This is a genomic window from Streptomyces sp. NPDC002386, from assembly GCF_053593175.1.
On the sequence record NZ_JBSFBX010000015.1, the window covers coordinates 187,312 to 209,213 of the forward strand.

Sequence of the window (21,902 nt, forward strand, 5' to 3'; positions counted from 1 at the left end):
CGCGTACCGTGGGGCCCCGCAGGAACCCGCACGCACACCGAGTGTCACGAGTGAAGGAACCATGCAGCGAGCAGCTCAGCGAAACGACCGTGCCCATGACCAGCGAGCCAAGCGTCTGCGCCGCGCCCTTGTCTGCGCGGCGGCCGTTCCCGCGGTGCTGATCACCGCCGCCTGCTCCTCGGACTCCGGCGACTCCGCGGACAAGGGCGGCGACAGCGCGCGGCCGACCGCCGGCAGCGGTTCGTCGAAGCCGTCGGCGAGCGCGTCCCCGACGGTGCAGCCCGCCGCGTACCACAAGCTCCCCGAGGCGTGCGCGGTGCTGTCGAAGAAGACCCTGACCGACCTGGTGCCCAAGGGCGCCAAGGCCGGCAAGGAGGGCAGCAGCGACGACACGGCGACCCGCTCCTCCTGCTCCTGGAACAGCCTGGACAACAACGGGGTGAAGGGTTCGCAGTTCCGCTGGCTGAACGTCTCCATGCTGCGCTTCGACTCGGACGCCGGCCGCGGCTCGGGCGACAAGCAGGCGCACGCCTACCTCACCCAGCAGGTCGAGGACGCCAAGACCGTCTCCGGGGCGAAGAACACCAGGACGGAGCCGGTCGCCGGGACGGGCACCGAGGCGACGCTGGTGCGCTACGACCTGAAGAAGAAGGAGGGCACCTTCAAGCAGCAGACGGTGGTCGCCCGGGTCGAGAACGTCGTCGTCACGCTCGACTACAACGGCGCCGGCCTCGCGGGCGAGAAGACCCCCGGCGCGGACGACCTGGCGAAGGACGCGCAGAAGGCCGTCAAGGAGGCCGTCGCGTCCGTCTCGGCGGCCAATGACGGAGGCTCCGGTTCCGGCGCGTCCACGGGCGGGACCGCCTCCCCGTCCAAGTCCGCGTCGAAGTCGCCCTCGAAGCAGGCGTCCAAGTCGCCCTCGAAGCAGGCGTCCAAGTCGCCCTCATCCAGCGCTTCTCCGTCCAAGTCGGCCGCGAAGAAGGACTGACCCGGGTCACGTGCGCCGCACACGTGTGCCACTCTGTTGCGCGCAACAACACGCAATGGGAGGGGATGACGAGTGGCCGCGCCAATGCAGCTGACTCGGATGCACCGCATACTCGTCGGCGTGGTCGTGTCCGGCGCGTTGATCATCGCCGGCATCGGCTTCGCCGGTTCCTACGCGGCAGTCCGTGAACTGGCTCTCAAGAAGGGCTTCGGGAACTTCTCCTACGTGTTCCCGATCGGCATCGACGCGGGCATCTGCGTCCTGCTCGCCCTGGACCTGCTGCTGACCTGGATCCGCATCCCCTTCCCGCTGCTGCGGCAGACGGCGTGGCTGCTGACGGCGGCGACGATCGCCTTCAACGGCGCCGCCGCCTGGCCGGATCCGCTGGGCACGGGCATGCACGCGGTGATCCCGATCCTGTTCGTCGTCGCCGTCGAGGCGGCCCGGCACGCCATCGGCCGGATCGCGGACATCACGGCGGACAAGCACATGGAGGGCGTCCGCATCACCCGCTGGCTGCTCTCCCCGCTGCCCACGTTCCTGCTGTGGCGCCGCATGAAGCTGTGGGAGCTGCGCTCCTACGACCAGGTGATCAAGCTGGAGCAGGAGCGCCTGGTGTACCAGGCCCGGCTGCGCTCCCGTTTCGGCCGCGCCTGGCGCCGCAAGGCCCCGGTCGAGTCGCTGATGCCGCTGCGCCTGGCCCGCTACGGAGTCCCCCTCGCGGAGACGGCCCCGGCGGGCCTCGCGGCGGCGGGCATCGAACCGCTGCTCCTGCCGGCGGCTCCGCAGCCCCAGCCGCAGTCCCAGCCGCAACTGCCCGCTCCCGCCGCCACCGCGGCCGCGGACGGCCCTGCCGCCGTCGCGGCGTCCGTCCCGCGGCAGGCGGCGCCTCCCGGGCAGCAGCGCCCCGAGCCGCCCGTCGACGAGGAGAGCCCCTGGTTCCAGACTCCGCGCGAGGTGGACTACCACGGCGGCTACGACCCGGCCTACAACCCCGTCCCGGACCCCCAGTACGTCCCCGAGGAGGAGTACGAGGGCTGGTACGACGAGCAGCCGGTGGAGCAGTTCCAGCAGCCCTCCCCCGAGGAGACCGGCAGCTTCCCGATCCCGGTGGGCCCCAACCGCACCCGCGAGCTCGGCGAGGGCGGCGGCCCCCCGGAGCCGGACGAGGACGCGTACTACCAGGTCTTCCGCCAGTCGATCGACGGCAGCTACCCCACGCCCCGCGTGCTCGGTGACAACATCGAGGCGACGTACGGCAACACGCTGAGCCCCAGCGCCCTGAAGGATCTCGCGGAACGCTTCCAGCAGCGCCACACGGCGGAGATGGAAGAGGACCACATCGCCTGACGGCGGCGCACGTGGACACGGAGGAGGGGCCCTCGTGACGAGGGCCCCTCCTTCGTGTCCGCCTCCCCTACTCGCCGAGCAGGGCCCGCACCCGCTCCTGGCCCACGGCGAGCAGCAGCGTGGGCAGCCGCGGCCCGGTGTCCCGGCCGACCAGCAGGTGGTAGAGCAGGGCGAAGAACGACCGCTGGGCCGTCTTGATCTCCGGCGGCAGCTCCTTGGGCGTCGCGTCGGCCGCGAACCCGGCCTGCACCTTGGGCACGCCGTAGACGAGGTGGGTCAGCCCGTCCAGCGACCAGTGCTCGGCGAGCCCGTCGAGCAGCAGCCGCACCGACTGCTGGGAGGCCTCGTCGAGGGACTTCAGCAGCTCGGCGTCGGGCTCGTCGCGGACGATGGTGCGCTGGTCGGCGGGGACGTGGGTGTTGATCCACGCCTCCGCCTTGTCGTACCGGGGCCGCGCCTCGTCCAGCGAGCCCAGGGGCTGCTCGGGGTCCAGCTCGCTGAGGATGCGCAGCGCCTGGTCCTCGTGCCCGGCGGTGATGTCGGCGACCGACGCGAGCGTGCGGTACGGCAGCGGACGCGCGGTCCGCGGCAGCTCGGCCGCGGCCGTGCCCACGGCCCGCGTGTAGGCGGCGACGTCACCGGGGAGCGCGGAGCTGTCGGCGACCTTCGCCGCCAGCTTGTCCCACTCGTCGTAGAGCCGCTGGATCTCCTGGTCGAAGGCGATCTTGAAGGACTGGTTCGGCCGGCGCCGGGCGTACAGCCAGCGCAGGATCTGCGGCTCCATGATCTGCAGCGCGTCGGCCGGGGTGGGCACGCCACCGCGCGAGGACGACATCTTCGCCATGCCGGAGATGCCGACGAAGGCGTACATCGGGCCGATGGGCTGCTTGCCGCCGAAGATCCCGACGATCTGCCCGCCCACCTGGAAGCTGGACCCCGGGGACGAGTGGTCGACGCCGCTCGGCTCGAAGACCACGCCCTCGTAGGCCCAGCGCATCGGCCAGTCGACCTTCCAGACCAGCTTGCCGCGGTTGAACTCGCTCAGCCGGACCGTCTCGGTGAAGCCGCAGGCGGTGCAGGTGTACGCCAGCTCGGTGCTGTCGTCGTCGTAGGAGGTGACGGTCGTCAGGTCCTTCTCGCAGTTGCCGCAGTACGGCTTGTACGGGAAGTAGCCGGCGGCGCCGGAGCTGCCGTCGTCCTCGGCGGCGGCGCCCGAGCCCTCCTCGGCCTCCAGCTCCGCCTCGTCCACCTGCTTCTGCTGCTGCTTCTTGGCCGGGGCCTTCTTGGTGCGGTACTGGGCGAGGATCGCGTCGATGTCGCCGCGGTGCTTCATGGCGTGCAGGATCTGCTCGCGGTAGACACCGGAGGTGTACTGCTCCGTCTGGCTGATCCCGTCGAACTCCACGCCCAGCTCGGCCAGCGAGGCGATCATCGCGGCCTTGAAGTGCTCCGCCCAGTTCGGGTACGCCGACCCCTTCGGCGCCGGCACCGAGGTCAGCGGCTTGCCGATGTGCTCGGCCCAGGACTTGTCGACGCCCGCGATGCCCTCCGGCACCTTGCGGTACCGGTCGTAGTCGTCCCAGGAGATCAGGTGCCGGACCTGGTGGCCGCGGCGGCGGATCTCGTCGGCGACCAGGTGCGGGGTCATGACCTCGCGCAGGTTGCCGAGGTGGATCGGGCCGGAGGGGGAAAGACCGGACGCGACGACCACCGGTTTGCCGGGGGCCCGTCGCTCCGACTCCTCGATGACGTCATCGGCGAAACGGGAGACCCAGTCGGCGGTCTCGGTGCTCTGAGCCACGATCGGCACGTCCTTCTTTCTGAACGCTTCTTGGACGGGGTGACCGTCTCATTCTCCCAGACCGCCTCGCGACCGGGAAAACCCCTTTGCCCCCCATGGGATACTGGCCGGGTCTATCCATCCCCACGAGGAGAACGGCACCCCTTCCTATGGCCTCGGTCACGTCCCTCAGCGATTCCGTCCAGCAGCGCCTCGCGTCCGCCCTCTCGGCCACCCTGCCGGAGGCCGCCGGCGCGGACCCGCTGCTGCGACGAAGCGACCGGGCGGACTTCCAGGCCAACGGCATCCTGGCGCTCGCCAAGAAGGCCAAGGCCAACCCGCGGGAGCTGGCGGCCCAGGTCGTCGCCGGGGTCGAGTCGGGTGACGTGATCAAGGACATCGAGGTCTCCGGACCTGGCTTCCTGAACATCACGGTCTCCGACCGGGCGATCACCGCGAACCTGGCCGCGCGGTACGCGGACGACGCCGGCCGCCTCGGCGTGCCGCACGCCGCGGACCCCGGCACCACGGTGATCGACTACGCCCAGCCGAACGTGGCGAAGGAGATGCACGTCGGCCACCTGCGTTCCGCGGTGATCGGCGACGCGGTCGTCCAGCTCCTGGAGTTCACCGGCGAGAACGTGGTCCGGCGCCACCACATCGGCGACTGGGGCACCCAGTTCGGCATGCTCATCCAGTACCTGGACGAGCACCCGCACGAGCTGGACCACAAGGACTCCCAGGTGACCGGCGAGGAGGCGATGTCGAACCTCGACCGCCTCTACAAGGCCGCGCGCAGGCTGTTCGACTCCGACGAGGAGTTCAAGACGCGGGCCCGGCGCCGGGTGGTCGACCTCCAGGCGGGCGACCCGAAGACCCTCGCCATGTGGCAGAAGTTCGTGGACGAGTCGAAGATCTACTTCTTCTCCGTCTTCGAGAAGCTGGACATGGAGATCCGCGACGCCGACATCGTCGGCGAGTCCGGTTACAACGACATGCTCGCCGAGACCTGCCGGCTCCTGGAGGAGTCGGGCGTCGCGGTCCGCTCCGAGGGCGCGCTGTGCGTCTTCTTCGACGACATCAAGGGCCCGGACGGCAACCCGGTCCCGCTGATCGTGCAGAAGTCGGACGGCGGCTACGGCTACGCGGCGACCGACCTCTCCGCGATCCGCGACCGCGTGTTCAACCTCAAGGCGAACACGCTGCTGTACGTCGTCGACGCCCGCCAGGCCCTGCACTTCCGGATGGTCTTCGAGACCGCCCGCCGGGCCGGCTGGCTCAACGAGGACGTCAGCGCGCAGCAGCTCGCGTTCGGCACGGTCCTCGGCAAGGACGGCAAGCCGTTCAAGACGCGTGAGGGCGAGACGGTCCGCCTGGTCGACCTGCTGGACGAGGCGATCGAGCGCGCGTCGGCCGTGGTCCGCGAGAAGGCCCAGGACCTCTCCGAGCGGGAGATCGCCGAGCGCGGCACCCAGGTGGGCATCGGCGCGGTGAAGTACGCGGACCTGTCCACGTCGGCGATCCGGGACTACAAGTTCGACCTGGACCAGATGGTCTCGCTCAACGGCGACACCAGTGTGTACCTGCAGTACGCGTACGCCCGTATCCAGTCCATCCTGCGCAAGGCCGGCGAGGTCCGCCCGGCCGCGCACCCCGAGCTGGAACTGGCGGAGGCCGAGCGCGCGCTGGGCCTGCACGTGGACGCGTTCGCGGAGACGGTGCGCGAGGCGGCCACGGAGTACGCCCCGCACAAGCTGGCCGCGTACCTGTACCAGCTCGCGTCGCACTACACGTCGTTCTACGACAAGTGCCCGGTGCTGAAGGCCGAGACGCCGCAACTGGTGGAGAACCGCCTGTTCCTGTGCGACGTCACGGCCCGCACCCTGCACCAGGGCATGGCCCTGCTGGGCATCAGGACGCCCGAGAAGCTCTGACGGCGGTGCGCGCACCGCGGCGGCCCGTCCTCGGCTACGAGGGCGGGCCGTCGGTCGTTCCGCCCGCCCTGACGAACTCGCACCACACCAGCTTGCCCGGGGCCCGCGGTCCGGCGCCCCACTTGTCGGCGAGGGCGGAGACCAGCAGCAGCCCTCGCCCGCCCTCCGCGTCGTCCCCTCCGGCCTCCGCCACGACGCGCGGCGTACCGGCCCCGCTGTCGTGCACCTCGGCCCGGACGACCGCCCCGTCGTACCTCAGCCGCAGCAGGAAGCCCCGCCCCGGCGGCACCCCGTGCACCAGCGCGTTCGTGGCCAGCTCGCTCACGCAGAGCGTGACGTCCTCCGCCCGCCGCCATTCGGCGAGCCCCCAGTAGGCCAGCGACCACTCGGTGAACCGTCTGGCTGCGGGCACCGAGCGGCGGCTCCGGCCGTAGAACTGGTCACGCTGGTAGGCAAGTTCGGTCTGTGCGTTCACGGCACGAAGATCGCGCAGAGTGACTAGGTTCGTTCAGTGGGTCATCCCGTACAACGCGTTTGTACGGGTTCGTACGGGGTCGTGTACGGCCGGGGCTGGGGAGTTCAGCGGTATGACGCCTACACGGAGGAACCACTCGGCCATGCGGATGCTGGGCCGCCAGCTCGCCACCGCACGCCGGGCGGCCGGCCTGAGCCAGTCGGGCCTGAGTACCGCGCTGAACATCAACGAGGAGACGATCGCGTCGATCGAACAGGGCCGGCGCACCCTGAAGCCCGACATCGCCGAGATCCTCGACGACTTCCTCGGCACCAAGGGGACGCTGGCCGCGGGCGTGGCCAACCTGCCCGAGGTCGACCAGTTCCCGCTGTGGGCCGAGGAGTACATGGACCAGGAGCGGGTGGCCATCGCGTTGTCCTGGTACGACAACGCGGTCATCCCTGGCCTGCTCCAGAGCGAGTCGTATGCACGATCGGTCCTGCAGAACCGCGTTCCCGCTTACGACGAGGAGCAGTTGGAGACGACGCTCAGGCTGCGCATCAACCGGCAGGAGATTCTGCGCCGCAAGTGTCCGCCGACGCTGAGCTTCGTGGTCTGGGAGCCCGCGCTGCGCCTACGGATCGGCTCGGAGGAGGTACGCGGCGAGCAGGTCAGGTTCCTGCGCGAGATGGCTGAACTGCCCTGTCTCTCACTCCAGATCCTGCCGCTGGAGAGCCCCTTCCACGCGGGGCTCAACGGGCCTTTCACGCTTCTCGAAACACCTGATCACCAGCACGTCGCATACACCGAGTCGCAACGCGGCAGCCAGTGGGTTTCCGACCCGGAAGAGGTGTCCATCCTCGCGCGCAAGTATGCGATGCTGCGGACACAGGCCCTGACCACCCAAGATTCGGTGGGTCTGCTCGACCACATGCTAGGAGAGCAATGAGCGCCGAAGCACTTCAGTGGTTCAAGTCGACGTACAGCGGTGACGAAGGCGGCCAGTGCCTCGAAGTGGCCGCCTCCTCTCAGGCGATCCACATCCGCGACTCCAAGCAACTGCCCCTCGCCGACGGACACACGCTGCGCGTCTCCCCCGCGACATGGGCCGCCTTCACCTCGTCGCTCAAGTGACGTAGCTGGTCAACGGCGTTGTCAGTGCCCGCCCTTAGAGTCACCGGCATGGCGACTCTTCCCAACCCGCTGCCCTCTCTGGCGACCGACCCCAGCGGGCGTTCCCTCGGTCTTCGGCTCCCGCCCGGCAGGCTGGTCGACACGACGGACGACGGTCCCTGGCACGAACCCCTGCTGTGGCACGCGGAGAAGCAGGCCGCGCCCGGCACCTGGGCCGCGCTGGGGGCGCCCGCCTCGCGGGCGGGTCTGCTGCCGGTCCTCGTGGAGCTGGGCGGCACCCAGGGCGGACCGGACGACTGGGAGCTGATGCCCGGTGACATGTCCTATCCCGGGGATCACGACCCGGAGGAGGTCCTCGCGGAGTTCTGGGGCGGCGAAGAGGCGGAGGACGACCCGGAGGCCGGGTTCGACGAGGAACTGGGCGAGCTGCTGGAGCCGTTCGGGGCAGCGTGGCCGGGCCTCGCCCCGCCGGGCGTGCTGACCGCGGACCCGGGCACGAGGGCCGCGCAGGTGGCCGATTCCCTGGCCGAGGGGACCTGGCTCAAGGACACGCGCCTGGCCCTCGTACCGTCCCGGCGGTCCGCCGACATCCCGGCCGCCATCGGCTGGGCGGGCCCCCTCAACCACGAGAACGACGTGGCGCGCCTGTGCGCGGTCCTGCGCTCCTGGGAGGACCGCTTCGGCATACGGGTCGTGGCCCTCGGCTTCGACGTCCTGGTGGTGTCGGTGGCCGCCCCGCCGAGCACCCTGGCGGACGCGGAGGCCCTGGCGGCGGAGCACTTCGCCTTCTGCCCGGACAACGTCACCCAGGGCGGCCCGGACGGCCTGCGCGGCTACGCCAAGAGCCTCGTCGACGAGCCGAGCTGGACCTTCTGGTGGGACTGACCCCCGGCGCCGCTCCCCGGTGACCACGGCGGCCCCCGCACAGGCCTGAGGCCGCCCGGACAACGCTGGCCGGGCGGCCTCAGGACGGCGTGTGCCGAAGGCGCGGCGCGGATGCCGCGGGCGGGGCGTCAGACGAGCGCCGGGGCTTCCTTCGGGTTCGGGCCGTACTTGTTGGCGCCGGCCTCGCCGTCCAGGCAGTAGAAGACCAGCAGGGTGATGGGGCCGGCGACCGGGATGGCGCCGAAGAGGATCCACCAGCCGGAGCGGCCCGTGTCGTGCAGGCGGCGCACCGTGACACCCCAGGCCGGCAGCAGGAGCGCGAGGACGACGATGCCGGCGACGGCGAGCAGGGCCGGCGTCTTCGTCGCGGCGCCGATGCCGCCCAGCACGATGTAGATCAGGTACGCGAACAGCGAGAACAGCCAGAACTCCTTGCGGCGCGCGCGCCCGCTGAAGACGGCGTACTTCTTGAGTGCGGCGATGAACCAGCTCATGACATCCCCCCAGGGATCGACGTTCAGCCCATCCCGGAAATGGATCAGGCCAGGCGCAGACATTAAGGGGTTGGCAGGAGCGCGTCATACGCGGCGCAGATGTGCGACCGGACGGGCTTCAAACATCGTTTTCAGGACAGAAACACCCATGATCACGGAAGGTCCGCGGGACCGTCACCGGACATTCGCGCAACCGAGCCCGTTCCGTTGCCGAAACGACAGCACACCGCAGCCGGGCCGCCGCCGTTTCGGTACCGGAACGATCTCCAACCGTGTCCGTCAGCGCAGCATGCGCGCCGCTTCGGTCGCCCAGTAGGTGAGGATGGTCCGCGCCCCGGCCCGCTTGATGCCGGTCAGCGTCTCCAGGATGGCGCGGTCCCGGTCGATCCAGCCCTTCTCCGCGGCGGCCTCGATCATCGAGTACTCGCCGGAGATCTGGTAGGCGGCGACGGGTACGTCCACGGCGTCGGCGACCCGGGCGACGACGTCCAGGTACGGTCCGGCCGGCTTGACCATCACCATGTCGGCGCCCTCGGCGAGGTCCAGCTCGAGCTCCCGCAGGGACTCGCGCCAGTTGGCGGGGTCCTGCTGGTAGGTCTTGCGGTCGCCCTGGAGCGAGGAGGCGACGGCCTCGCGGAAGGGGCCGTAGAACGCGGAGGAGTACTTGGCGGTGTAGGCGAGGACGGCGACGTCCTCGCGGCCGATCTGGTCGAGCGCGTCCCGGACGACGCCGATCTGGCCGTCCATCATCCCGCTGGGCCCGACGACGTGGGCGCCCGCGTCGGCCTGCACCTGGGCCATCTCGGCGTACCGCTCGAGCGTGGCGTCGTTGTCGACCCGCCCCTCGGCGTCGAGCACCCCGCAGTGGCCGTGGTCGGTGAACTCGTCCAGGCACAGGTCGGACATGACGAGCAGGTCGTCGCCCACCTCGGACCGCACGTCGCGCAGCGCGACCTGGAGGATGCCGTCCGGGTCGGTGCCGACCGTGCCCTGGGCGTCCTTCTTGTCGTCCTCCGGCACGCCGAACAGCATGATCCCGGAGATCCCGGCCTCCACCGCCTCCGCCGCGGCCTTCCGCAGACTGTCGCGGGTGTGCTGGACGACCCCGGGCATGGCCGAGACCGGCACCGGCTCGTCGACGCCCTCACGGATGAAGGCCGGCAGGATGAAGTCGGCGGGGTGCAGTCGCGTCTCGGCGACCATGCGTCGCATGACGGGCGAGGTCCGCAGCCGCCGGGGACGCGTACCGGGGAAAGATCCGTACTTCGTCATGCCTTCTACGCTACGCCCGCCCCGGAGCCGCCTTTGCCGACGGGCCGTCGGCGCCGGGCCCGGTGCCGGGCCCGGCGGACACGCTCAGTCGAGACAGAACTCGTTGCCCTCGACGTCCTGCATCACGATGCAGGACTCGTTGTCCTCGTCGGCTTCCAGCACCCGCACGCAGACCGCGCCGAGCGCGACCAGTCGCGCGCACTCGGCCTTGAGCGTGGCGAGGCGCTCCTCACCGACGAGCCCGGTGCCGGCCCGCACGTCGAGATGGACCCGGTTCTTGACGACCTTGCCCTCGGGGACGCGCTGGAAGTACAGCCGCGGGCCCGCACCCGAGGGGTCGGCGCACGCGAACCAGGAGCCCCGCTCCTCGGGCGGCAGCGAACGGCCGTAGTCGTCCCAGGTGGCGAACCCCTCCGGCGGCGGCGGTACGACGTACCCCAGCACTTCGCACCAGAAGCGGGCGACACGCTCGGGTTCCGCGCAGTCGAAGGTGACCTGGATCTGCCTGATCGATGACATCGGCGCACCCTAACAGCCGATCACCGGTCAACTCACCAGGATTTCGGTCCCGTTGGCGGCGAGGACGGCTCGTGGCCGACGGCTTCGGGTGGGTTCCCCGTCCCGCCTCGGGGAAGGTCACAGAACGGGGAACCCAACCAGTGATTCCCCCGTTCGGCCGCTGCCGGATGCGGCGGGCGCCGAAGGCGGCGGAATCTCCCGCCGCCGGTCAGCGCAGGCGGGCGCCGGCTCCGCCGAGCCAGGTGTGCCAGGCGCGCATCCGGGCCATGGCGCCGCCGTTCAGGATCTCGTCGAACGCGCCGCCGGACACCTCGGACGCGGGCTGGAAGCCGCTCACCGCGGCGTGCTGCCCGGCGGTGGGGGCGGGCGACAGGTCACTGCCCCGTCCGACCAGGGCGTAGCGCTTCCCGCCGACGTTGACCACCAGGGTGCCGAGCCGGGTCAGCCGGCCCTCGACCTTCCGGGGGTCGCCCTGGAAGACGACCCGGCCGTCCCGGTCCTGGGCACGCAGCTCGCCCGGCAGCAGACTCAGGACCACGGGCACGCAGCGCGCCCCGTTCCACAGACTCCGGCGCCAGTAGACGATCCCCGCGTGTCCAGCGTGCTCACTCATGCGCCCGATCATGGCATGCCCACAACGCGCCGGGCAGGGTGCCGGAAGACGGCGGCGGGACGCGCCCGTCCGGCACGTCCCGCCACCTCACCGCTGCACCGCGCTCACGTCGTCGAGCGACGCCTCCGCGCGCCCGGACGGCGCTCGCTCGGCCGGGTCACCGGGTCCCCGGACTCCAGGGCGGCCGCCCGGCGCTTCATGCCGAAGTCGGCCAGGGCCTCGGCCAGCTTGTGGACCGACGGCTCGGGGGCCATCACGTCGACGCGCAGACCGTGCTCCTCGGCCGTCTTGGCCGTCGCCGGACCGATGCAGGCGATCACCGTGACGTTGTGCGGCTTGCCGGCGATGCCCACCAGGTTCCGGACGGTCGAGGACGACGTGAACAGCACCGCGTCGAAGCCGCCGCCCTTGATGGCCTCGCGGGTCTCCGCCGGGGGCGGCGAGGCTCGCACGGTCCGGTAGGCCGTGACGTCGTCGACCTCCCAGCCCAGCTCGATCAGACCGGCCACCAGGGTCTCGGTGGCGATGTCGGCCCGGGGCAGGAAGACGCGGTCGATCGGGTCGAAGACCGGGTCGTACGGGGGCCAGTCCTCCAGGAGGCCGGCCGCCGACTGCTCACCGCTCGGCACCAGGTCGGGCTTCACACCGAAGGCGATCAGCGCCTTCGCCGTCTGCTCGCCCACCGCGGCGACCTTGATGCCCGCGAAGGCACGGGCGTCGAGGCCGTACTCCTCGAACTTCTCGCGCACCGCCTTGACCGCGTTGACGGACGTGAAGGCGATCCACTCGTAGCGGCCGGTGACCAGGCCCTTGACCGCGCGTTCCATCTGCTGCGGGGTCCGCGGGGGCTCCACCGCGATCGTCGGCACCTCGTGCGGCACCGCGCCGTAGGACCGCAACTGGTCGGAGAGCGACGCCGCCTGCTCCTTCGTACGCGGCACGAGCACCTTCCAGCCGAACAGCGGCTTGGACTCGAACCACGACAACTGGTCGCGCTGGGCGGCTGCGCTTCGCTCGCCGACCACGGCTATCACGGACCGGCCGCCGTCCGGGGACGGCAGGACCTTCGCCTGCTTCAGCGTCTGCGCGATGGTGCCGAGCGTCGCCGTCCAGGTGCGCTGCCGGGTCGTCGTACCGGCGACGGTGACGGTCAGCGGCGTGTCCGGCTTGCGGCCCGCGGACACCAGTTCGCCGGCCGCGGCGGCCACCGAGTCCAGCGTCGTGGAGACCACCACCGTGCCGTCGGAGGCCCCCACCTCCGTCCAGCAGCGGTCGGAGGCGGTACGGGCGTCCACGAACCGGACGTCCGCGCCGTGCGGGTCGCGCAGCGGCACACCGGCGTACGCGGGCACGCCGACGGCGGCCGCCACACCCGGTACGACCTCGAAGGGCACACCGGCGGCGGCGCAGGCGAGCATTTCCTCGGCCGCGTACGTATCAAGTCCCGGGTCCCCGGACACCGCACGGACGACCCGCCTGCCGCCCCGCGTGGCCTCCATGACAAGATGAGCGGCATCCCGGGCAGGAGTCGGGACCGCAGCGGTTGTTGACGCACCGTCAACGACCGTGAGCTGCGGTGCGCCCGTGCCCGGCGGTGACACCGAGGAGTCCGCGTCCATCGGCACGACGGACACGCCCTGCCGGGCGTGCGTCCGGATCACGTCGAGCACCTCGTGCTCGGCGATCAGGACATCCGCGTTCGACAGCGCCTCCACGGCGCGCAGAGTCAGCAGCCCCGGATCCCCGGGTCCGGCACCCAGGAAGGTGACGTGCCCGTGTTCGAGGCCGGTGGGAAGGGTGGTGGGGCTCAATGTGCTCGCTCCCCCATCAGACCGGCCGCGCCCTGGTTCAGCATCTCGGTGGCGAGTTCGCGCCCGAGTGCCATCGCCTGGTCGTGCGTTCGGGGCACGGGACCGGTGGTGGACAGCTGCACCGTGCGGGTGCCGTCGGTCGTGCCGACGACGCCGCGCAGGCGCATTTCCTTGACAATCTGCCCGTCGGCCAGGAGGTCGGCCAACGCACCCACGGGTGCGCTGCAACCGGCCTCCAGGGCGGCGAGCAGTGACCGTTCGGCGGTCACGGCGGCCCGGGTGAGCGGGTCGTCGAGCTCGCCGAGCGCGGCGACGAGGTCCGCGGAGTCCGCGGTGCACTCGATCGCCAGGGCCCCCTGGCCGGGGGCCGGCAGAACCGTGTCGACCGACAGGAAGTCGGTCACCTCGTCGATCCGGCCGATGCGGTTCAGTCCGGCGGCGGCGAGGACGACCGCGTCCAGCTCACCGCTGCGCACGAAACCGATGCGGGTGTCGACGTTGCCGCGTATCGGGACCGTCTCTATGTCCAGTCCGTGGGCGCGGGCGTACGCGTTGAGCTGCGCCATGCGGCGCGGCGCCCCGGTGCCGATGCGGGCACCGCGCGGCAGGTCCGTGAACTTCAGCGCGTCCCGGGCGACGATCACGTCGCGGGGGTCCTCGCGCACCGGTACGGCGGCCAGGACCAGTTCCTCGGGCTGCGTGGTCGGCAGGTCCTTGAGCGAATGAACCGCGAAGTCCACCTCGCCGCCCACCAGCGCGTCACGCAGCGCCGTGACGAACACGCCGGTGCCGCCGATCTGCGTGAGGTGCTCGCGGGAGACGTCGCCGTGCGTGGTGATCTCGACCAGCTCGACGGGGCGCCCGGTCACCCGGCGGACGGCCTCCGCCACCTGCCCGGACTGGGCCATGGCGAGCTTGCTCCGCCTCGTCCCCAGTCTCAAAGACTTCTGTGTCATGCCGGTCGGTCCTTCTTGTCTGTGCTGTCCCCGGCCCTGGAGACGGCGGCCACCGTCTCGGGGTCGAGGTCGAACAGGGTGCGCAGCGCGTCCGCGTACCCGGCGCCGCCGGGCTCGGCAGCGAGCTGCTTGACCCGTACGGTCGGCGCGTGCAGCAGCTTGTCGACGACCCGGTGCACGGCCTGCCGGATCTCGCCGCGCTGGCGTTCGTCCAGGTCGGGCAGGCGGCCGTCGAGCCGCGCGATCTCACCGGCGACGACGTCGGCGGCCATGGTGCGCAGCGCGACCACGGTCGGCGTGATGTGCGCCGCACGCTGTGCCGCGCCGAAGGCCGCGACCTCGTCGGAGACGATACGCCGGACCTGGTCCACGTCGGCAGCCATCGGCGCGTCCGCGGAGGCCTCGGCGAGGGACTCGATGTCCACCAGGCGCACCCCGGCCAGCCGGTGCACGGCCGCGTCGATGTCGCGGGGCATGGCGAGGTCGAGGAGGAACAGGGCGGGGGCCGGGCGCGGGATCACGGCGACCGGTTCGGGCCTGCGCAGCTCGGGGATGCGGCCGACGGTGGCGGCGGTGGCGGCGAGCGCGGTGATCAGCTCGGCGTCGGCCTCCGGGCTGCGCCGGGCGGTGTCCCGGCGGTCCACGGTGCCGCCCGCGACCCAGGCCCCGTGCTGTTCGAGGGTCGCCGCGTCCAGGCCGGCCACGGCGGCCTCGCCGTGCACGGAGAAGCCGGTCGAGCCCTGCACGGCGGCCAGGTCCAGCGGGCAGTTCTCCTCGGCCGCGGCCGTACCGGTGGCGGCGGCCGCCGGGGTGGCCCGCACGGTCGTGGCGGCGGCCGCGGGACCGACGGCGTCGCCGTCGATCCGGCCCTCGACCGCCTGCGCGACCGAGTCCGCCGTCAGCACCAGGCCCGTCGCCCCGGTGCAGGAGACGACGACGTCGGCACGTGTCAGCTCGCCCGGCACGGCGTCCATCCGGACCGCGCGGGCGGACACCGCGGTGTCGTCGCCCTCGGTGAGTATGTGGGCGAGGCGCTCGGCCCGCTCGAAGGTGCGGTTGGCGACGACGATCTCGCCGACCCCGGCGCGCGCCAGCGTCGCGGCGGCCAGCGAGGACATCGACCCGGCGCCGATGACCAGCGCCCTGCGGCCCGCGGCCCATTCCTCGACGGCGCCGCCGGCGGCGAGCTGCTCCAGGCCGAAGGTGACCAGCGACTGGCCGGCCCGGTCGATGCCGGTCTCGGAGTGGGCGCGCTTGCCGACCCGCAGGGCCTGCTGGAACAGGTCGTTCAGCAGCTTGCCCGCGGTGTGCAGCTCCTGGGCGCGTGCCAGGGAGTCCTTGATCTGGCCGAGGATCTGCCCCTCGCCGACGACCATCGAGTCGAGGCCGCAGGCCACCGAGAACAGGTGGTGTACGGCCCGGTCCTCGTAGTGCACGTAGAGGTACGGGGTCAGTTCCTCGAGGCCGACACCGCTGTGCTGGGCCAGCAGCGTGGACAGCTCGGCCACACCGGCGTGGAACTTGTCCACGTCGGCGTACAGCTCGATGCGGTTGCAGGTGGCGAGCACCGCGGCCTCGGTGGCCGGCTCGGCGGCGACCGTGTCCTGGACCAGCTTGACCTGGGCGTCCGCGCTCAGCGCGGCCCGCTCCAGCACGCTGACCGGGGCGCTGCGGTGGCTCAGCCCGACGACGAGGAGACTCATGCCGGCATCACGGCGGGCACGTCCCCGTCGGGTCCCTGGTCGCCGGAGGCGTCGCGGGCGGTGGCCGCGGGCATCGCGCCGTCCCCGGCGGCGGTCTCCTCGCCGGCCTTGCGCTGCTCGTGGAACGCGAGGATCTGCAGCTCGATGGAGAGGTCGACCTTGCGCACGTCGACCCCGTCGGGGACGGTCAGCACGGTCGGCGCGAAGTTCAGGATCGAGGTGACACCGGCGGCCACGAGCCGGTCGCAGACCGGCTGGGCGGCACCGGCGGGGGTCGCGATCACGCCGATCGAGACGCCGTTGTCCTTGATGATCTTCTCGAGCTCGTCGGTGTGCTGCACCGGGATGCCGGCGACCGGCTTTCCGGCCATCGCCGGATCGGCGTCGATCAGCGCGGCCACCCGGAAACCACGGGAGGCGAACCCGCCGTAGTTGGCGAGTGCGGCGCCGAGGTTGCCGATACCGACGATCACAACCGGCCAGTCCTGGGTCAGGCCCAGTTCACGGGAGATCTGGTAGACGAGATACTCCACGTCGTAGCCGACACCGCGCGTTCCGTAGGAGCCCAGGTACGAGAAGTCCTTGCGCAGCTTCGCGGAGTTGACCCCCGCCGCCGCGGCCAGCTCCTCGGAGGAGACCGTGGGGACCGAGCGCTCCGACAGTGCGGTCAGCGCGCGGAGGTACAGCGGAAGCCGGGCGACGGTGGCCTCGGGAATCCCTCGGCTGCGGGTCGCCGGTCGGTGAGTTCGGCCAGTTGCCACGGTGCTCCTGCGGGTAGAGCGGGGCTGCAGGCGGTCATACGTCCCCAGACCGCCCCGTCCACAGCAGGCTATGCCTTTGTGAACGCGTGCACAAAGATGGTGTCCGATTTGCCCGGCCAACGTGACCGGGGTCACGCATGTCATTCGTGGGGGCAAAACGTCGACACTCCTCGTGAATCCCGCCCCCCAGACAGAAACTCCAACGATCCTAAGCGACCTCCGCCAGTTCGTTGTACTGGTCGGTCAGTTTCCCGTTCGGCCGCCGGTCAGCTCCTTGCGCAGCCGGGCCTCGTCCACCCGCCAGAAGGTGTGCTGGCTGCCGTCGACGAGGACCACCGGGATCTGCTCCCAGTACTGGTCGTGCAGCTGCCGGTCCTGCGTGATGTCCTTCTGCTCCCAGGGGACACCGAGTTCCCCGCAGACCTTCTCGATCACGGCCTGCGCGTCGTCGCAGAGATGGCAGCCGGGCTTGCGGATGAGCGTGACCGACCGTTCCCGGGGATCGGCCTTACGCCGGAAGAGGGGGCTCATGCCGGCCATTCTCCCGCCTCCGCAACGGCGGCGTCGTGGAGAGTTCACACCCTTCGAACCTCGCGGCTCCGGAACCACCCGACGGACTGGCTATGCTCACGCCATGGCCGCTCTAGGATGGCTCACCCCCCGTAGGCGCTCCGCCACGGCGCGGAGCGTGTTGGCAGGCGAGGCCTCGGCGGAGGCCGCCCGCAAGTCCTCGCGGGACGTTCCGCGGGCCGCCGAGCGGGAACCGGAGTTCCCGGTCCTCGGCGACGACAAGGCTGCCGCCTTCTTCGACCTCGACAACACCGTGATGCAGGGCGCCGCGCTGTTCCACTTCGGGCGCGGCCTGTACAAGCGGAAGTTCTTCGAGACGCGCGACCTGGCCAGGTTCGCCTGGCAGCAGGCGTGGTTCCGGCTGGCCGGCGTCGAGGACCCCGAGCACATGCAGGAGGCGCGGGACTCCGCGCTCTCCATCGTCAAGGGCCACCGGGTCGCCGAGCTGGAGACCATCGGTGAGGAGATCTACGACGAGTACATGGCCGACCGCATCTGGCCGGGCACCCGGGCCCTGGCCCAGGCGCACCTGGACGCGGGCCAGAAGGTCTGGCTGGTCACCGCGGCCCCCGTGGAGATCGCCCAGGTCATCGCCCGCCGCCTCGGCCTGACCGGCGCGCTGGGCACCGTCGCGGAGTCGGTCGGCGGCGTCTACACCGGCGCCCTGGTGGGCGAACCCCTGCACGGGCCGGCCAAGGCGGAGGCGGTACGGGCCCTGGCGGCGGCCGAGGGCCTGGACCTGAACCGCTGCGCGGCCTACAGCGACAGCCACAACGACATCCCGATGCTGTCGCTCGTGGGGCACCCGTACGCCATCAACCCGGACGCCAAGCTGCGCAGGCACGCGCGCGAGCAGGACTGGCGGCTGCGGGACTACCGCACCGGCCGCAAGGCCGCGAAGGTCGGCATCCCGGCGGCGGCGGGTGTCGGCGCGGTCGCCGGCGGCACCGCGGCGGCCATCGCCCTGAGCCGGCGCCGGCGCTAGCGCCGCTCGCCGGCGGCGACACGCCTGGACGGCGGGGAGAACCCCGGATTATGCCGCCCCACCCCCAACACGCCCCGCACTTCGCCGAAACACACCCTTTTCCGATCAATAACCGATCACGTTGCGACACTTGATAGACCGTCAATCGGTAACAGAAGCGACGCAATCGATGATTTGAGCAACTCGGTGTAGCAGGCCCTGTACGAAGCGTTATTCTCCTCAGACGCAATCCGGTACCCCTCCGTCGCTACGACGGGTGAACGGTTCCGCACTGCACGTGATGCAAGCTCTGCCTCTGGGAGTCCCGTGTACCCACACGTCGGGGTTGACGCCTCGGGCCTGGCTACGCTGCGCGCGACGGTCGCGGCGGTCAAAGAGACGCTGCGCGGCGTCGTCCCCACCGCGTACGCCGTCCCCGCCTTCGCCACCGCCGCACCCCTGGGCCCGTGCTACGCACTGGCCGAGGGCAGCGCCGCCGTCGGCAGACGCGGCCGCGCCACCGGCGCGGCCCCCGCCCGCCGTCCGGCCGCGGACAGCGACAGCGCCCGGATGATGGATCTCGTGGAGCGCGCCCAGGCCGGCGAGGCCGAGGCGTTCGGCCGCCTCTACGACCAGTACAGCGACACCGTCTACCGGTACATCTACTACCGGGTGGGCGGCAAGGCGACCGCCGAGGACCTGACGAGCGAGACCTTTCTGCGGGCGCTCCGCAGGATCGGCACCTTCACCTGGCAGGGCCGCGACTTCGGCGCCTGGCTGGTGACGATCGCCCGGAACCTGGTGGCGGACCACTTCAAGTCCAGCCGGTTCCGGCTCGAGGTCACCACCGGCGAGATGCTCGACGCCAACGAGGTCGAGCGCTCCCCGGAGGACTCCGTCCTGGAGTCCCTCTCCAACGCCGCGCTGCTGGACGCCGTGCGCCGCCTCAACCCCCAGCAGCAGGAGTGCGTGACCCTGCGCTTCCTGCAGGGCCTCTCGGTCGCCGAGACCGCCCGGGTGATGGGCAAGAACGAAGGCGCCATCAAGACTCTCCAGTACCGCGCGGTGCGGACGCTCGCCCGGCTCCTGCCGGACGACGCACGCTGATCACCGGCCACGCTCAGCGACCGACAACTCACTCCTTGTTGCGGCCCGTTGACTTTCCGACCCGATCATCCGCCGTCCGTAACCCAAGTGCCGGACCGCTCGTTGTGCGGGATACAGGCTCCCTGTGGTCACGTCCTGGCCGACCCATCGCTCGATCGGGTGGAAGAGGTCGTGGGCGTGCAACCCTCAGGACCCCCTGGGGAGTCGACCGTGATGACGAGAGGAGGTGCCGCCAGTGATCGCGAACGTATCGGCGCACCGGCGGGCGAACGCCTTCGCCCAGGCCCTGGAGGAGCAGTCCGACCGGGACACGGCGGCCGAGCAGTCCGCGGCGGCGGGATCACCGCAGACCACCGAGGAACTGTCCGAGCGGGGCGAGCTCCTGGCCCTGACGGCGGACCTCGGCGCACTGCCCAGGCCGCAGCTCGACCCCGAGGTCAAGGTCGTCCAGCGCGCCCAGCTGGTGGCCGCGATGGAGGCCATGCTCCAGGAGGGCGGGGCGGCGGACACAGCCGTACCCGAGCAGCGCTCCCGCGGGCGCGGTGCGCACCGGGCGAGCCCGCTGGGCAAGCTCCGGCCGCGTTCCAAACTGACCAAGGGGCTCGCGGCCGGCGGGCTGAGTGTCGGCGTGGCCGCCGGGGCCTTCGGCGGAGTCGCCGCCGCGAGTTCCGACGCGCTGCCCGGTGACTCGCTGTACGGCCTCAAGCGCGGCATCGAGGACTTCAGGCTCAACTACCTGAGCGACGGCGAGGACCAGCGCGGCCAGACGTACCTCGACCAGGCCTCCACCCGGCTGAGCGAGGCCCGCCGGCTGATGGAGCGCACCCGCGGCGGCAGGCAGCTCGACCACGAGTCCATCGGCGAGATCCGCCGCACCCTTTCCGGGATGCGGCACGACGTCACCGAGGGCCACCGCCTGCTGCACGAGGCCTACGAGCGGGACCCGGACTCCCTCGGGCCCATCCAGGCGCTCTCCAGCTTCTCCCAGTCCCACCGGGACGCCTGGAGCGCGCTGAGCGACAAGCTGCCCGTCCAGCTCGGGGACGTCAAACAGCAGGTGTCGTCGGTCTTCGACGCCATAGACGAAGAGGTCGCCCCGCTGCAGTCCCTGCTGCCGCAGCCGCCCGCGTCCACGAGCGACGGCAAGCGGCAGGGCTCCGGCGAGACGTCCACCGGCTCCTCCGGCAGCCACCGTCCGACGGCGCCCAGCACCGGCGGAACGCCCTCCGCGGGGCGGCACACCGGCTCCGGCAGCCCCAGTGGCTCGGCCACCCGCGACAGCGACGACAGCCTGATCGGAGGCAGCACGGGCGGTCTGCTCGACCCGCCGAAGATCGGTGGCGACGGTGGTTCCCCGACCACCAGCAAGCCCCCGACGAGCGCGCCGGACGTCACCCTGCCGCCGCTCCTCCCGGGCCTGCTGCCCGGCCTGGGCATCGACAGCCAGGACGCGAACTAGCGCGGTACGACAACGACGGGGCGCCCCTTTCCGAGCAGGGGCGCCCCGTCGCCGTATCACCGCACGGTCAGAGGCCCAGCCGTCAGAAGAACACCGACCGCCGCTGCACCAGGAGCTTGTAGAGCGTGTGCTGGATCTGTTCGCGGACCTGGTCGGTCAGGTTGAACATCAGCATCGGGTCGTCGGCCGCCTCCGGCGGATAGCCGTCCGTGGGGATCGGCTCGCCGAACTGGATGGTCCACTTGGTGGGCAGCGGGATCGCCCCGAGCGGCCCGAGCCACGGGAAGGTCGGCGTCAGCGGGAAGTATGGGAAGCCCAGCAGCCGCGCCAGCGTCTTGGCGTTGCCGAGCATCGGGTAGATCTCCTCGGCGCCGACGACCGAGCACGGGATGATCGGCACCCCCTGCCGCAGGGCCGTGGAGACGAAACCGCCGCGGCCGAACCGCTGGAGCTTGTAGCGCTCGCTGAACGGCTTGCCGATGCCCTTGAAGCCCTCCGGCATGACACCGACCAGCTCACCCTGCGCGAGGAGCCGTTGGGCGTCCTCCGCGCACGCGAGGGTGTGCCCCAGCTTGCGGGCGAGTTCGTTGACCACCGGCAGCACGAACACCAGGTCGGCCGCGAGGAGCCGCAGATGCCGGTCGGCCGGGTGGTGGTCGTGCACGGCGACCTGCATCATCAGGCCGTCCAGCGGCACCGTCCCGGAGTGGTTGGCGACGATCAGCGCCCCGCCCTCGGCCGGGATGTTCTCGACGCCCTTCACCTCGACCCGGAAGTACTTCTCGTACACCGGCCGCAGCAGCGACATCAGGACCTGGTCGGTGAGCTCCTCGTCGTAGCCGAAGTCGTCGACCTCGTAGTCCCCGGTGAGCCGGCGGCGCAGGAACGACAGGCCGCTCGCGATGCGCCGCTCGAGACCGCCGGCGTCGTGCGGCTCGGCTGACGGCCTCTCCTCCCCGGTCACCGGAACATCATCCTGCACGGATGCCCTGGTGGGCAGGGGCTGGACCTCACGAACCGGCCCGGCCTCCCCGGCCGCCCCGCGCCGGCTCCCCGCGGCACGGCGCCGCGACGGCCGCTGGGCGGCGCTCCCGCGGGACCGGTCGTCGTCGAACGGAATGACCTTGGCGTCCGCCATCGTTGCTGCG

The 21,902-nt window shown here is 71.4% G+C and carries 21 protein-coding genes; 9 read left to right on the top strand and 12 right to left on the bottom strand.

From position 1 onward, the window contains the following. Positions 1 to 61: 61 nt before the first annotated feature. Complete coding sequence (locus ACWCPN_RS27965) at positions 62 to 988, top strand: DUF3558 domain-containing protein (protein ID WP_451211376.1); 927 nt, start codon at positions 62 to 64, stop codon at positions 986 to 988. Between the two features lie 99 nt (positions 989 to 1,087). Continuing rightward, the gene (locus ACWCPN_RS27970; protein WP_451211448.1) at positions 1,088 to 2,338 is read left to right on the top strand and encodes a DUF2637 domain-containing protein; all 1,251 of its coding nucleotides are present in this window, start codon (positions 1,088 to 1,090) and stop codon (positions 2,336 to 2,338) included. Positions 2,339 to 2,405: 67 nt separating this feature from the next. On the opposite strand, the gene lysS is transcribed toward ACWCPN_RS27970, so the two are convergent. After that, entirely contained in the window at positions 2,406 to 4,148 is a 1,743-nt protein-coding gene (gene lysS, locus ACWCPN_RS27975) for a lysine--tRNA ligase (protein ID WP_451211379.1), read from the bottom strand. Between the two features lie 140 nt (positions 4,149 to 4,288). Here lysS and argS point away from each other — a divergent pair, with 140 nt between their 5' ends. Beyond that, entirely contained in the window at positions 4,289 to 6,052 is a 1,764-nt protein-coding gene (gene argS / locus ACWCPN_RS27980) for an arginine--tRNA ligase (protein WP_451211381.1), read from the top strand. 34 nt (positions 6,053 to 6,086) lie between these two features. Here the strand turns inward: argS and ACWCPN_RS27985 are convergent, their stop codons facing one another. Beyond that, positions 6,087 to 6,527 carry an ATP-binding protein gene (locus ACWCPN_RS27985; RefSeq protein ID WP_451211384.1) on the bottom strand — a complete coding sequence of 147 codons (441 nt, stop codon included), beginning with the start codon at positions 6,525 to 6,527 and terminating at the stop codon, positions 6,087 to 6,089. Positions 6,528 to 6,669: 142 nt separating this feature from the next. On the opposite strand from ACWCPN_RS27985, the gene ACWCPN_RS27990 reads away from it, so the two are divergent. The 3 genes from ACWCPN_RS27990 to ACWCPN_RS28000 are packed head-to-tail and all read left to right on the top strand — an operon-like array spanning position 6,670 to position 8,525. Beyond that, positions 6,670 to 7,455 (top strand): helix-turn-helix domain-containing protein, encoded by a 786-nt coding sequence (locus ACWCPN_RS27990; RefSeq protein WP_451211388.1) that lies wholly within the window; start codon positions 6,670 to 6,672, stop codon positions 7,453 to 7,455. Further along, positions 7,452 to 7,640 (top strand): DUF397 domain-containing protein, encoded by a 189-nt coding sequence (locus tag ACWCPN_RS27995; RefSeq protein ID WP_199211480.1) that lies wholly within the window; start codon positions 7,452 to 7,454, stop codon positions 7,638 to 7,640. The genes ACWCPN_RS27990 and ACWCPN_RS27995 overlap by 4 nt, the downstream gene beginning before the upstream one ends. 48 nt (positions 7,641 to 7,688) lie before the next feature. Next, entirely contained in the window at positions 7,689 to 8,525 is an 837-nt protein-coding gene (locus ACWCPN_RS28000) for a DUF4253 domain-containing protein (protein WP_451211391.1), read from the top strand. A 128-nt stretch (positions 8,526 to 8,653) separates the two neighbouring features. On the opposite strand, the gene ACWCPN_RS28005 is transcribed toward ACWCPN_RS28000, so the two are convergent. The 9 genes from ACWCPN_RS28005 to ACWCPN_RS28045 all read right to left on the bottom strand — a co-directional run bounded on the left by ACWCPN_RS28005 (position 8,654) and on the right by ACWCPN_RS28045 (position 17,194). After that, positions 8,654 to 9,019 (bottom strand): DUF805 domain-containing protein, encoded by a 366-nt coding sequence (locus tag ACWCPN_RS28005; protein WP_199211478.1) that lies wholly within the window; start codon positions 9,017 to 9,019, stop codon positions 8,654 to 8,656. 279 nt (positions 9,020 to 9,298) lie between these two features. Then, a complete protein-coding gene (hemB, locus tag ACWCPN_RS28010; RefSeq protein ID WP_451211394.1) occupies positions 9,299 to 10,291 on the bottom strand; it encodes a porphobilinogen synthase in 993 nt (330 codons plus the stop codon). Positions 10,292 to 10,375: 84 nt separating this feature from the next. Then, positions 10,376 to 10,810, bottom strand: coding sequence for a VOC family protein (locus tag ACWCPN_RS28015; protein ID WP_199211476.1), 435 nt, complete (start codon positions 10,808 to 10,810; stop codon positions 10,376 to 10,378). A 208-nt stretch (positions 10,811 to 11,018) separates the two neighbouring features. Next, positions 11,019 to 11,423: a hypothetical protein gene (locus ACWCPN_RS28020; RefSeq protein WP_451211397.1), complete on the bottom strand. Its 405-nt coding sequence runs from the start codon at positions 11,421 to 11,423 to the stop codon at positions 11,019 to 11,021. Positions 11,424 to 11,527: 104 nt separating this feature from the next. Continuing rightward, positions 11,528 to 13,234, bottom strand: a complete 1,707-nt coding sequence (locus ACWCPN_RS28025; protein WP_365129612.1) for a bifunctional uroporphyrinogen-III C-methyltransferase/uroporphyrinogen-III synthase — start codon at positions 13,232 to 13,234, stop codon at positions 11,528 to 11,530. Continuing rightward, on the bottom strand, positions 13,231 to 14,190 hold the full coding sequence (gene hemC, locus ACWCPN_RS28030) for a hydroxymethylbilane synthase (RefSeq protein ID WP_451211401.1): 960 nt from the start codon (positions 14,188 to 14,190) through the stop codon (positions 13,231 to 13,233). Before hemC ends, ACWCPN_RS28025 begins: the two co-directional genes overlap by 4 nt. Continuing rightward, positions 14,187 to 15,893, bottom strand: a complete 1,707-nt coding sequence (locus ACWCPN_RS28035) for a glutamyl-tRNA reductase (RefSeq protein WP_451211404.1) — start codon at positions 15,891 to 15,893, stop codon at positions 14,187 to 14,189. The genes hemC and ACWCPN_RS28035 overlap by 4 nt, the downstream gene beginning before the upstream one ends. Then, a complete protein-coding gene (locus ACWCPN_RS28040) occupies positions 15,890 to 16,654 on the bottom strand; it encodes a redox-sensing transcriptional repressor Rex (RefSeq protein ID WP_451211407.1) in 765 nt (254 codons plus the stop codon). Before ACWCPN_RS28040 ends, ACWCPN_RS28035 begins: the two co-directional genes overlap by 4 nt. Before the next feature lie 243 nt (positions 16,655 to 16,897). Beyond that, positions 16,898 to 17,194, bottom strand: coding sequence for a glutaredoxin family protein (locus ACWCPN_RS28045; RefSeq protein WP_199211471.1), 297 nt, complete (start codon positions 17,192 to 17,194; stop codon positions 16,898 to 16,900). Between the two features lie 94 nt (positions 17,195 to 17,288). Here ACWCPN_RS28045 and ACWCPN_RS28050 point away from each other — a divergent pair, with 94 nt between their 5' ends. The 3 genes from ACWCPN_RS28050 (at position 17,289) to ACWCPN_RS28060 (ending at position 20,754) form a co-directional block, all read left to right on the top strand. Continuing rightward, positions 17,289 to 18,209 carry an HAD family hydrolase gene (locus ACWCPN_RS28050; protein ID WP_451211410.1) on the top strand — a complete coding sequence of 307 codons (921 nt, stop codon included), beginning with the start codon at positions 17,289 to 17,291 and terminating at the stop codon, positions 18,207 to 18,209. Between the two features lie 306 nt (positions 18,210 to 18,515). Beyond that, positions 18,516 to 19,295, top strand: coding sequence for an ECF subfamily RNA polymerase sigma factor, BldN family (locus ACWCPN_RS28055; protein WP_199211469.1), 780 nt, complete (start codon positions 18,516 to 18,518; stop codon positions 19,293 to 19,295). A gap of 235 nt (positions 19,296 to 19,530) precedes the next feature. Then, on the top strand, positions 19,531 to 20,754 hold the full coding sequence (locus ACWCPN_RS28060) for a DUF5667 domain-containing protein (RefSeq protein WP_451211413.1): 1,224 nt from the start codon (positions 19,531 to 19,533) through the stop codon (positions 20,752 to 20,754). Positions 20,755 to 20,836: 82 nt separating this feature from the next. Here the strand turns inward: ACWCPN_RS28060 and ACWCPN_RS28065 are convergent, their stop codons facing one another. After that, positions 20,837 to 21,892, bottom strand: coding sequence for a lysophospholipid acyltransferase family protein (locus ACWCPN_RS28065; RefSeq protein ID WP_199211468.1), 1,056 nt, complete (start codon positions 21,890 to 21,892; stop codon positions 20,837 to 20,839). Between the last annotated feature and the right edge of the window lie 10 nt (positions 21,893 to 21,902).